Origin of the sequence: Sporosarcina newyorkensis (assembly GCF_900167515.1) — a bacterium.
Lineage (GTDB): Bacteria > Bacillota > Bacilli > Bacillales_A > Planococcaceae > Sporosarcina > Sporosarcina newyorkensis.
Window position 1 is genome coordinate 239144 of the sequence record NZ_FUYJ01000001.1, and the last position, 12861, is coordinate 252004.

Here is a 12861-nt window from a genome sequence, read left to right on the forward strand (position 1 = left end):
TTTGGTGGGAAAATCATGTCTAGTAAAAAAATTGATGGAAAAGCAATTGGACAAGAAATCCGAGAAGAACTGAAAGAACAAGTGGCTTCTTTAGTGAAACAGGGCTATCAACCTGGACTAGCTGTTATTTTAGTTGGAGAAAATCCGGCATCTCAGACGTATGTTAAAAACAAAGAAAAATCCAGTATCGAAGCAGGCATGAAATCTGAGCTGATCAAATTGCCTGATACGGTTTCTGAAGAAGATCTTTTAAAAGAAGTAGAAAAATTGAATCAAGACGATTCGATCGATGGGATTCTTGTACAACTTCCATTACCGAAGCATATCGACGAAAACAAAGTCATTCGCGCCATCAGTCCTGAAAAAGACGTCGATGGTTTCCATCCGATGAACGTCGGCAAAATGCTGATCGGTCAACAAACGTTTCTGCCATGTACACCATATGGCATCATGCAATTGCTCGAACGCTCAGGAGTAGAAATCGCGGGCAAACACGCTGTCATCATCGGAAGAAGTAATATCGTAGGCAAGCCGATGGGACAGCTGCTGTTGCAAAAAGACGCCACTGTCACCTATTGCCACTCACGCACAAATGATCTTAAAAGCTTCACGAAACAAGCGGACATTTTGATCGTTGCCATCGGCATGGCAAAATTTATCACAGGCGATTACATTAAAGAAGGTGCTGTTGTCATCGACGTCGGCATGAACCGCGACGAAAACGGCAAACTTTGCGGAGACGTAGACTACGCATCTGCAGAACAAGTAGCCAGCGCCATCACTCCAGTCCCAGGCGGAGTAGGCCCGATGACCATCACTATGCTATTGAAGAACACAGTAGAAAGTGCAGAAAACAAATTGAATTCCCGGACTAAGAACTAAGAATCATGTAGTTTTATTGTCTTTTCTTAAATCAAAGGTGCATAATCAAAATAAATCAGCACTCATTTCAGTAACTTTAACCGAGAGACGCCAATCCCAGGCGCCTCTCTATACATAAAAGGGCAGGTGACAACAACATGTCCAATCAAACTTTTTTAACCGTTCAAGCGCTAACAAAATACGTCAAACGCAAATTCGACGCAGATCCACATCTGCGAAACGTCTATGTAAAAGGAGAACTCTCCAACGTCAAGCTCCATCCATCTGGGCATATCTATTTTACGTTAAAGGACGACAAAACGAGAATTCAGGCAGCTATGTTCCGCTCGCGTTCCAATACACTCCAATTCAAACCTGAAAACGGCATGAATGTATTGATAACAGGAGATGTCACGGTCTATGAAACTGCCGGGTCCTACCAATTATACGTTCAAACGATGGAGCCAGATGGGATTGGGGCTCTTTATCTAGCCTTTGAACAGTTGAAAAAGAAGCTGCAGCAAGAAGGACTCTTTGAAGCCAGGTTCAAACAACCCATCCCACAAACCCCTCAGACGATCGGGATAGTCACTGCAGAATCCGGGGCGGCTCTGCGAGATATGTACTCTACGATCACCCGCCGCTTCCCGATGACTAAGATGTACTTGTTTCCTGCATTAGTTCAGGGACGTACTGCAGCGCCATCTATCGTGCAGGCAATCGAACAGGCAAACAGAACAGCGGATATCGATGTATTATTAGTCGGCAGAGGAGGAGGATCCATAGAAGACCTATGGGCCTTTAACGAAGAAGAAGTCGCACGGGCGATCTTCTCCAGCAGAATTCCGATCATCAGTGCGGTAGGACACGAAACAGACACGACAATAGCGGACTATGTCGCAGATCTTCGTGCACCGACGCCGACTGCTGCTGCTGAAATGGCGGTTCCAGATCAATTGCAATTATTTCAGCATCTGAAGAATCAGCAGCGTTCCATGTATCTAGCTGTCCAAACATTACTCAGACAGCAAAACAAGCGTTTAGAAACCGCACGGTCTGCCTATCCTCTACAATATCCTGATCGATTGTATCGGCCATTTATAGAAAAAATGGACAATCTGGAAGAACGACTACGGCGCAGCGGCAACACATTGATCCAGGAAAAGCGGATGGTTTTCGATAATTTATATGCTGGTCTGCAGTACTACACACCTATTCGCCGCATCCAGCTCGAACAACAACAGACAAAACAGTTGGCAATGCGAATGAATCGTGCCGCCGAGCAGAACGTCAAACATCAGCAACAACGTTTTATCTCGCTCACACGCATGATGCAAGCACTAAATCCACTGCAAGTAATGGAAAGGGGATTTTCGATCGCCTATCAGGAAGATGAAGTCGTCAAATCGATTGAAAACCTTTCTGTTGGTGAGAAAATGACCGTACAAATGTCAGATGGGTCAGTTCAAGCTGTTGTAGAAAACATAATTCCGAAGGAGGTCAAGTAGGGATGGCAGAAGAAAAAGAAATGCAATTTGAACAAGCAATGCATCAATTAGAAGAAATTGTGCAAAAGTTAGAGGCTGGGGAGGCTCCCCTGGAAGATACAATTACATTGTATAAGCAAGGGATGGAGCTCTCTGCCTATTGTCAAAAGAAATTGCAAAACGCAGAGAAACAACTGATTCGAATGATTGATCAAGATGGAAAAGAAGCTCCATTTGATCCGACAGAAGGTGAATCGAATGAATGAGAAATTAAAAACGTTTATGGATGAAAAAATCCCTGAAATCGAAAGAGAATTGACGAATCAATTGGCAAAGTCGGATATTCCCGATATTTTGCATGAATCGATGACGTATTCCATACAAGCAGGCGGTAAAAGAATTCGGCCTTTACTAGTCCTAGCTGTTTTATCAGACTTACATTTGGATTCTGCAGATGCATTAAAAGTTGCTGCTTCTGTTGAATTGATACATACATACTCATTGATACATGATGACCTGCCTTGCATGGATGACGACGATTTCAGAAGAGGGAAGCCGACCAACCATAAGAAATTCGGAGAAGACGTGGCTACATTGGCAGGCGATGCGATGCAAGCTTTGGCATTCCAAGCATTGGCAGACCTGCGGGAAACACCGCCAGCTGCCGCAATTGAATTGGTCGGTTTATTGGCAAAAGCTTCCGGCGCTCAAGGCATGGTAAAGGGGCAAGTTCTGGATATGAAGGGCGAACAGCAAGTATTGCCTTTAGCTGATTTAGAAGAAGTACATCTGCATAAAACAGGTGCATTGTTGGCATATTGCATCGATGCGGGTGCAGTTTTAGCCGAAGCGACGGCTGACCAAAGATTCCAGTTGGCTCGTTTTTCTCGAAATATCGGTCTTGCCTTCCAAATTCAAGACGATATATTAGATGTCACGGCTACAACTGAACAGCTGGGTAAACCTGCAAACAGTGATATGACGAGTGAGAAATCGACCTATCCATCCTTACTTGGAATCGAAGGCGCACAAACTCAGTTAAAAGCACGTCATGAAGAAGCAATCAATGCCTTGCGTTCGATTGATTTGGAGCATTCTATATTGCATTTGTTGGCGGACTATATTATTGAGCGAAATAAGTAGAACGAGACCATTATATTTGTCACCGGCGATCTTACTGTTATAATGTAGAAAACAAACAGTAAACTCAATGTCTGGGTAAAAAAAGTTCCCTTTTGGAAGTCGCACGCAACACGTATAAGACGGTTCATGCGATTGATTGTGCAGGAATAGAAAGAATTACTTACTTGATGAAGGTGTGTGATCACGATGGATCTTACAACGATTACAAATCCATCTTTTATTAAAGAGCTCGATAAAGAACAATTACAGGGATTGGCGGCAGATATCCGCAGTTTCTTAATTGAAAATTTATCGGTGACAGGCGGTCATATCGGACCCAATCTAGGTGTCGTTGAATTGACGATCGCCTTACATCGGATTTTTGACAGTCCGACTGACAAAATTTTATGGGATGTTGGGCACCAATCATATGTCCATAAAATCTTGACAGGTCGTGCCGGAGAATTCGATACTCTTAGAAAATATAAAGGATTGAGCGGTTTCCCGAAAATGTCGGAAAGCATTCATGATGTGTGGGAAACCGGTCACAGTTCAACATCTTTGTCTGCGGCCATGGGAATGGCTGTTGCGAGAGATATTAAACATGAAAAAAGCTATGTAATTCCGGTCATTGGAGACGGAGCGCTTACCGGTGGTATGGCACTGGAAGCATTGAATCATATCGGTCATGAGAAGACGAATATTACCGTGATTTTAAACGACAATGAAATGTCCATTGCTCCGAACGTTGGTGCGTTGCATTCCATTTTGGGTAAGTTACGTACGGCTGGAAAGTACAACAATGTTAAAGACGAGCTGGAATTTATTTTGCGGAAAATACCTGCGGTTGGTGGAAGAGTTGCAACAGCTGCAGAGCGTGTAAAAGACAGCTTGAAATATTTGGTCGTCAATGGTGTGTTTTTCGAAGAATTAGGGTTCACCTATTTAGGTCCGATTGACGGACATGACTTTACCGAATTAGAACGTTCACTGCAGTATGCAAAGAAAATGGAAGGACCGGTCCTGCTTCATGTGATTACGAAAAAAGGAAAAGGCTACAGTCCGGCTGAGATGGATAAAATCGGTACTTGGCACGGCACGGGTCCTTATAAGATCGAGACGGGTGATTTCGTAAAGTCTCCGGCGAAAGGTCCAGCATGGAGCGCGTTAGTGTCTGAAACCGTTCGTAAGCTTGCGAGAAAAGATCGACGGATTGTTGCAATTACTCCTGCTATGCCTGTAGGTTCAAAACTTGAGTCTTTTGCGGCAGAATTTCCGGATCGCTTTTTTGATGTCGGAATCGCTGAACAGCACGCGACGACAATGGCGGCTGGACTTGCAGCAACAGGAATGAAGCCGTTCTTGGCTATTTATTCTACGTTCCTGCAACGCTCCTATGATCAGATGCTGCATGATATTACAAGACAAAAATTGAATGTCTTCATCGGAATTGACAGAGCCGGTTTAGTCGGTGCAGATGGTGAAACACATCATGGGGTCTTTGATATCGCATTCTTGCGTCATATGCCGAACTTGGTCATTATGATGCCTAAAGACGAAAACGAAGGTCAGCATATGGTGAAGACGGCGATCGAGCATAATGAAGGTCCAATCGCTATGAGATTCCCTCGTGGAAACGGTTATGGCGTTCCAATGGATGAAGAACTCCACACCATTCCAATCGGTACATGGGAAGTGTTGAAAAAAGGTGAAGAGGCGACCATTTTAACATTCGGTACGACAATTCCAATGGCGTTTGCAGCAGCAGAGCAAATGAAACAGCAGGGGAAAAATGTATCGATTGTCAATGCGCGCTTCATTAAACCACTTGATACCGATTTATTGGATGAATTATTCAAACAGGGCAAGCCGATCATCACAATTGAGGAAGCTGTGCTTGCGGGCGGCTTTGGCAGCGCGGTTCTGGAATACGCGGAAGAAGTGAATCACACATCTACGATTATTGAGCGAATTGGTATTCCGGATGAATTCATTGAACATGGAAATGTCGATGACTTATTAATGGAGATCCACATGACGCCGGAACATGTCGCAGAAGTCACGATGGAAGCTATTAAAAAGGCTGCAGAAAGAGAAACCGTATGAACCCTTCGATAAAAAAAGAACGTGTAGACATTTTACTGGTGGAACGCGGCTTGATCGCATCTCGTGAACAAGCAAAACGTTCCATCATGGCAGGTCTCGTCTACTCCGATTTGACAAGAATTGAGAAGGCAGGAGAAAAAATTTCTGTCGATGCGCCTTTGACCGTTAAAGGACCTGTTATCAAATATGTAAGTCGGGGCGGCTTGAAATTAGAAAAGGCATTGGAGTCTTTTCCTATTTCTGTGAAAGGAAAAATCGTTTTGGACATCGGCGCTTCCACTGGCGGTTTCACGGATTGTGCCCTACAGAACGGTGCCGCTCATTGCTATGCTTTGGATGTCGGCTATAACCAGCTTGCTTGGAAAATTCGACAAGATGAACGAGTGACTGTTATGGAACGAACGAACTTCCGCCATGCAACAGTTGATTTATTTTGCGAGGGCTTGCCTGAATTAGCTACCATCGACGTATCGTTTATTTCTTTATCTCTGATTTTGCCTGCGCTAAAGAAAATCATTGTGCCGGGCGGTCAAGTTGTTGCTCTCGTGAAGCCACAATTTGAGGCGGGGAAAGAGAAAGTCGGAAAAAAAGGAATCGTACGTGAAACGGCTACACATCTAGAAGTTCTTGAAAAAATTGCGCATATGGCGGTTGCTGAAGGGTTTTCAGTAAAAGGAGCGACGTTTTCTCCTGTTACGGGTGGAGAAGGGAATATAGAGTTCTTGTTTTATTTAGAAGCAGAAGATCCCTCTACGTCACTTTTTACATCAGAAAACTTCCATCAATTAGTCAAAGAGGCACATAACGAATTAACATAACGCGCAGAGAGTTGCGCGTTTTTTACATGCTATGTATAATTTTAAGTTAGGTCAGGTCAGGCATGTTGGTTAACCAATAATTCAGATAGTTATTTTTGAAATATGCATAGTAAATGCAGCAAGTGAGTCCTTTTAACAAGTGAGTACAGTATGGGTGTAGCTGTGGGATTTGCGCTCCAGACGGTACGCTTTCCGGAGGGCGTGGCTTGAGCCTCCTCGTCCGCTGCGTTACCTGCGGGGTCTCAAGGCACACGCTAATCCTCCCGGAGTCGACCGTCTTCCGCTCCAATCCCTAAATTGCATAAGCTAGGCAATATTATTTTCATTTGTAATTAGGAAAAACCTGTTCATATACTTGTCGTGCCTTTTCCAAAACAGCACACGAATTAGTTTGCTGAATTCGAAGTGAAGGGCCTTTAAAATAGTTGATCAACATGTTAGAAGTTAGGTATAGAAGAGAATCGGAGTGATTGAAAATTGAACAAAGGACAGCGCCATCTTCGGATCAGAGAGATTATTACGAATAATGAAATCGAGACGCAGGATCAACTGGTAGACAGTCTGAAACATGCAGGAGTAGATGTGACACAAGCGACTGTATCTAGAGATATAAAAGAATTACATCTAATTAAAGTACCTTCGCCTTCAGGCAATTACAAATATAGTCTCCCGCCTATTCATCGGTACAACACAGAAGAAAAGTTAAAACGAATGCTGGAGGATGCATTTGTCGGTATCGACAGCGCAAGTCATTTTATCACGTTGAAAACGCTTCCCGGCAACGCGCAAGCTGTCGGTTCGTTAATTGATAATTTGGATTGGGAAGAAATGCTTGGGACGATTTGCGGCGATGATACATGTCTGATCATTTGCCGGGAAGAATCGATGACCGATTACGTAAAAGATAAATTATTAGCAATGCTATAAGTGAGGTGAATAGTTCTTTGTTAAGCGAACTTTCGATAAAAAACTTTGCCATTATAGAACAACTTGAAATCACATTTGAAGAAGGCTTGACCGTTCTGACAGGTGAAACAGGTGCCGGAAAGTCAATCATTATTGATGCAGTGCAATTATTGGCAGGTGGGAGAGGCTCGCAGGAGTTTATCCGACATGGGACGACAAAAGCTGAACTTCAAGGGATGTTCACAGTTGATGTCAATCGACAGGCTGTGATGGACAGATTAGAAGAATTCGGTATAGAAGCAGAGGAAGGCGTCGTCATTTTGCGCAGAGACCTGAACGTAAATGGAAAGTCAGTTTGTCGTGTCAACGGCAAATTGGTGACCATAGCAATCTTGCGTGAGATTGGTGGTATGCTTATTGATATTCATGGGCAGCACGAGAATCAGGAATTAATGAATGAACGCCGCCATATTCATTTACTTGATTTTTATATTGGAGAACCAATTGAGCGTGCTCTGTCTACATATACCGAGATTTATGATAAATATAAAAAACTTCAACAGCTCATCGCTGCGAAAACACAGGATGAACAGCAAATCGCTCAGAAAATTGATCTTTATTCATTTCAACTGGAAGAGATCGATGCTGCAAATTTGGTTATTGGAGAAGAAGAGGAATTAGAGGCTGAACGCGTGAAATTGCAGCATTTCCATCGACTCTTTGATCGCTTGAATACTTCCTATGAGGCAATTGCCCTGGAATCTCATGGTTTGGATTGGGTTGGTAATGCGATGAGTGATCTGGAAGAAGCAGCATCGATTGACACGGAATTGGTACCGTTGTCGGAGACTGTGAATTCTTCATTTTATTCACTGCAAGATGTTTCGCATGATTTAAAACGGCTGATCGACAGTATGGAATTTCAGCCAGATCGTTTGAATTTTGTCGAAGAGCGTTTAGCGTTATTTCTGACATTAAAAAGAAAATATGGAAAATCGTTAGAAGAAATTTTATTGTATCGGGATAAAATTGCCGATGCACTTGATCAATTGGTGAATCGTGACGAAAGATTGCATCAAAACCAAGAATTATTAGCACAATACGTAAAAGACTTGGAAATAGAAGCGAATGAATTATCGATTATTCGAAAAAAAGCTGCGCTTCGTCTTGAAAAAGGAATAGAGGAACAACTGAAACAACTTTATATGGAAAAAGCAACATTCAAAGTGCAAATTCAACAGAAAGAGCCGAAACAATTTGATGCGAACGGTTTTGATGAAGTGGTTTTCATGATCTCCACCAATTTAGGAGAACCGTTAAAACCACTTGTAAGAGTAGCTTCAGGCGGCGAATTATCACGAATGATGCTGGCGTTGAAAACCATATTTTCTCAGCATCAAGGCGTGACGTCCATTATATTTGATGAAGTCGATACGGGTGTAAGCGGAAGAGTAGCACAATCCATCGCAGAAAAAATTGCAATGATTGCCAGTCACTCCCAAGTCCTTTGTATTTCGCATTTACCGCAAGTTGCCGCGATGGCAGATCATCATTATTTAATTAAAAAAGATATCCATGACGGCCGAACAACAACAGCGATTCATGATGTCATGAAGACAGAGCGGACAGAAGAATTATCTCGAATGTTGTCGGGTGCTGAAATCACACCTTTGACACTTCAACATGCAGATGAATTATTGACGTTGGCCAGCCAAAGGAAACAAGCTTTTCGTAAAGATATTTAGTTAAATTATTCCCTAACCAATTCAATTTACACGCATTGTTTATTTTACCCTTTCATACTTTCCGGGCGATCGGACATACCAAAGGTATCTTTCGTTGAGGAGGTGAATCATGGGATGGAATAAATCAATTAAGACTTTTTTGGCCACACTTCTGATGCTCTACATGCTGCCTGTAATTGCCAATGCCGAAGAGGAATTCCTTATTCCGATGGGGGATTCAATCGGAATCGAGATGGATTTAAGTGGGATTTACGTAACAAGCGACATTTTGATTGGTCAGGAACAATGGCTGAAAAAAGGGGATATCATTCAAGAATTGAATGGAGAAGAAATAAAGCAACTCGTCCATTTTGAACGGTCGGTGCAAAAGCATGATGCTGCTACGATGAAGATAAGCATTATGCGTAATGGAGAAAAGCAAACACTCCAGGCAGATTTGCAGCTCATTAAGCGCGTCACGCCTTTTTTGAAAGACCGGACTGAGGGGACAGGCACCCTGACGTATGTGGATCCGAAAACCGACACATACGGAGCGCTAGGCCATCAAATTATCGACAGTACGCTCGAATCGCCTCCTTCTTTTGAAAAAGGCGCGATCTATTTATCGGAAATTAATCAAATCAAGAAAAGTTCGCCAGGTTCCCCAGGTTATAAAATCTCTTCGATTGTAGATCCAAATAATTTGCTTGGGAATATTCGGATCAATAATGTTTATGGGATTTTTGGCAGTTGGAAAAATGCTTACAGTAAAGTGTTGGCAGAACCACTTGAAATTATGCAGCCTCTTGACCTAACGGTAGGTCCTGCAGAAATTTATACGACTGTACAAGGGTCGACCGTAGAAAAATTCACTATCCAAATCACGAAGATAGAAGAAGAACAATTCCAAATCCTGATGACAGACCAAAAGTTGTTGAAAAAGACTGGCGGCATATTACAAGGCATGAGCGGAAGTCCTGTGATCCAGAATGGAAAATTTGTCGGTGCAATCACTCATATGTTTGTCGATGAGCCGGAAAAAGGGGCCGGTTTGTTTCTTAAAACGATGAGAACGAACGAAAAGTGACAAAACTGCCTATGCAAAGTTTTTGCATAGGCAGTTTTCCATCCTATGTGCTGCCTGTTGAAAATAAAAAAGAAAAACGTCGAAATACATAGAAACCATCGTACAGAAGTATCAATTTGAACGAAATTAAAAGTTAAAGTAGAAATTGCCAGAAATTTCACTTACGATGATAAGAGGGATTCAACGAATGCTAGCATTTTTGCTCAGATATTATTTCAGGGGGAATGGATAATGGATAACGTTAAAATTGCGATTGTGGATGATAATAAAGAGTTGGTCAAAACGATGGTGTCTTATTTTGAAAAACATCCGGAGATTGAAGTGATCTGGACAGCGAATAATGGACAAATATGCTTATCGATGTTGGAGCAAGAACGCCCGGACATTTTATTATTAGATATTATCATGCCTCACTTAGATGGTATTGGAGTATTGGAAACCATACATGAAACCGGCGGCATGGGGAATATGCAGATTATGATGCTGACTGCTTTTGGTCAGGAGAATGTCATGACGCAAGCAGCTGGATTAGGTGTATCCTACTTCATGCTAAAACCTTTTGAATTTGATAGATTGATTGGACAAATCTTGAAAATTGCTGGAAAACCAAAAACGACTACACCATCATACGTTGTTCAGGAATCAACACAGACGACAGGAGCAGTCACTCAAAAAGTATTGGACACTGCCATTACATCCATGATTAAAGAAATTGGCGTACCTGCGCATATTAAAGGCTATGCATTTTTACGTGAAGCCATTCAGATGGTATATACCGACGTAGAGCTTTTAGGTTCTGTCACTAAAATCTTATATCCGGATATTGCAAAAAAATACAATACTACCCCTTCTCGAGTGGAACGAGCAATTCGACATGCAATTGAAGTGGCTTGGAATAGAGGGAATTACGATTTGATTTCCAAAACTTTCGGTTACACAGTGCATCATCTAAAAAGTAAACCTACCAACAGTGAATTCATTGCAATGATTGCTGACAAAATCCGTCTGGAGCATATGGTGAGCTAACGTTGTCACTCCGCTGTTTGTAGCGTTGAATTGTGCGTTGAATTGGCGATGAACTTTCCGCGTCATTGCAATGAATTTCGCGCATTCGTAGCGACTAATTATTGCGCAATCTGCATTATACCATAGGTTTGCGGCATGTGGCTAACCGATAAACTGGACGACCTACATTAAACTTTTACGAATAATGATTTATAAATATTCTTAAACGTTCGTGAAAAATAGCTTATTCTTAGGGTTATTGGTCCTAGAAATAGAATACAGTTGAATCGTAGAGAATATTCTAATGGCAGAGTTGACTTTCAAGTATCTGATTGGACGTTTCTAGCTGCCTAGCACTAGGTACAAGCTCGTCTGCGGTTTTGTTTGTCTAATCCTATCAATCGTCATTTGGACCCGTTCAACAACTTTGTAAGCGTGTTCAAGTGACTGACTAACGATTGTCTTAAATTTTTACAGACTGTTTAATTTACATCGGCGACGGCGACTTGCTTGCGTTGGCAGCGGGCGCAATCGTCAAATCGGCGTTAAAATAAAGCAGCAAAAAGGCGGCACACTTGCGGGAAATCTCCCCGTAGGCGTGCCGCCTTTTTTGCGTTTACAGCCAGACGATGATGCCGCCGTCGATGCGGTAGGCTATTTGACGCGTAAAGCCTGTCCGTTAATGTCCGCATAGGCTACGACTACGGCGCGTTTTAGTAAGGCGCAATCCTTCCGAATCGTTCCGAAAAACAGCGGGAAGTAGGGGCTGCGTGTAGGCCCTCTATAAACTACGGGGGTTCAGCGCAATGTACGCTTTTGAGGAAAGCTTACATCGGAAACCGCATGATAACGGCGTTTGGAGGTTGTAACTTTTAATGACGTATGATATAGTTAGCTCAATAGCAAAAGCATACATTGGAAAAGGGGCGGAACTCATGACGAATCAAATGCAAAACGTACAACCGATCAGAACAACCGAGGACATTGCGAAGTTCATCGACGCGATTATAACAGCATCGCCGAAAACAGCGGACCGCAACGTCTTACTATTCAAGTTAGGCGTCTCGACTGGCCTGCGCATTGGCGACCTCGTAAAGCTGCGCATTGAGGACGTGAGGGGGCGTGCTTCCGTACTCGTTATGGAAGGTAAGACGAAGAAGGCGCGCGAGGTCTATCTTGACGACATCATGCCGGAGATAGCGGACTACCTCGCCGACAAGCCCGCGGAAGGCTACCTATTCGCCTCGGCCAAAGGCGGCCATATCACGCCTACACAGGCATACAGGGCGCTCGACAAGGCGGCTGACATGCTCGATTGGGACTTCATCGGCACGCACACTTTGCGCAAGACTTTCGGTTACTTCTATTATAAGAAGACGAAAGACCTCGTAACGCTGTCCGAAATCCTTAACCATTCGTCGCAACAAATCACGCGCAGATACATCGGCATACGTGACGAAGACATACGCGAATCTGTTCGTGGTCTAGGCTTGTTTTAAGCTTGCTAACGCTTGATTCTAGCGCGTCTAAACGTTTGCACAACCAAATACATTACAACGATTTAAAGCCGTTTAAATGCGCTGAAAACAAGCGTAAATTGAACGGCTTTTTGCGTGCCTTGAAGTCGTAAGTCGGGCGAGGCAGGGGGGGCGTTCGTGGTGAATTCCGATTTCCCCCAAGCCGCCCCGTCGAAATGGGCGAAACTGGTGCATCGTGCTTACACGCAATATTTTTTAATCCGGGGG

General features: G+C 43.1%; 11 protein-coding genes. All 11 read left to right on the plus strand.

Annotated elements, in window-relative coordinates:
- Window positions 1-15 precede the first annotated feature (15 nt).
- On the plus strand, window positions 16-882 hold the full coding sequence (folD, locus tag B5D59_RS01295) for a bifunctional methylenetetrahydrofolate dehydrogenase/methenyltetrahydrofolate cyclohydrolase FolD (protein WP_040758111.1): 867 nt from the start codon (window positions 16-18) through the stop codon (window positions 880-882).
- A gap of 137 nt (window positions 883-1019) precedes the next feature.
- A complete protein-coding gene (gene xseA, locus B5D59_RS01300) occupies window positions 1020-2369 on the plus strand; it encodes an exodeoxyribonuclease VII large subunit (RefSeq protein WP_078816561.1) in 1350 nt (449 codons plus the stop codon).
- 2 nt (window positions 2370-2371) lie between these two features.
- Window positions 2372-2614: an exodeoxyribonuclease VII small subunit gene (locus tag B5D59_RS01305; RefSeq protein WP_009496786.1), complete on the plus strand. Its 243-nt coding sequence runs from the start codon at window positions 2372-2374 to the stop codon at window positions 2612-2614.
- Window positions 2607-3491 (plus strand): polyprenyl synthetase family protein, encoded by an 885-nt coding sequence (locus B5D59_RS01310; protein WP_009496785.1) that lies wholly within the window; start codon window positions 2607-2609, stop codon window positions 3489-3491. Before B5D59_RS01305 ends, B5D59_RS01310 begins: the two co-directional genes overlap by 8 nt.
- A 186-nt stretch (window positions 3492-3677) precedes the next feature.
- Complete coding sequence (gene dxs, locus B5D59_RS01315) at window positions 3678-5576, plus strand: 1-deoxy-D-xylulose-5-phosphate synthase (RefSeq protein ID WP_078816562.1); 1899 nt, start codon at window positions 3678-3680, stop codon at window positions 5574-5576.
- The gene (locus B5D59_RS01320) at window positions 5573-6394 is read left to right on the plus strand and encodes a TlyA family RNA methyltransferase (protein ID WP_009496783.1); all 822 of its coding nucleotides are present in this window, start codon (window positions 5573-5575) and stop codon (window positions 6392-6394) included. Before dxs ends, B5D59_RS01320 begins: the two co-directional genes overlap by 4 nt.
- Window positions 6395-6871: 477 nt before the next feature.
- On the plus strand, window positions 6872-7321 hold the full coding sequence (ahrC, locus tag B5D59_RS01325; protein ID WP_009496782.1) for a transcriptional regulator AhrC/ArgR: 450 nt from the start codon (window positions 6872-6874) through the stop codon (window positions 7319-7321).
- A 17-nt stretch (window positions 7322-7338) separates the two neighbouring features.
- A complete protein-coding gene (gene recN / locus B5D59_RS01330) occupies window positions 7339-9045 on the plus strand; it encodes a DNA repair protein RecN (RefSeq protein WP_040758110.1) in 1707 nt (568 codons plus the stop codon).
- 109 nt (window positions 9046-9154) lie between these two features.
- Window positions 9155-10111: a SpoIVB peptidase S55 domain-containing protein gene (locus tag B5D59_RS01335; RefSeq protein ID WP_078816563.1), complete on the plus strand. Its 957-nt coding sequence runs from the start codon at window positions 9155-9157 to the stop codon at window positions 10109-10111.
- 231 nt (window positions 10112-10342) lie between these two features.
- Window positions 10343-11137 (plus strand): sporulation transcription factor Spo0A, encoded by a 795-nt coding sequence (gene spo0A, locus B5D59_RS01340; RefSeq protein ID WP_009496779.1) that lies wholly within the window; start codon window positions 10343-10345, stop codon window positions 11135-11137.
- Between the two features lie 914 nt (window positions 11138-12051).
- A complete protein-coding gene (locus tag B5D59_RS01345) occupies window positions 12052-12615 on the plus strand; it encodes a tyrosine-type recombinase/integrase (protein ID WP_078817002.1) in 564 nt (187 codons plus the stop codon).
- Window positions 12616-12861: the final 246 nt, after the last annotated feature.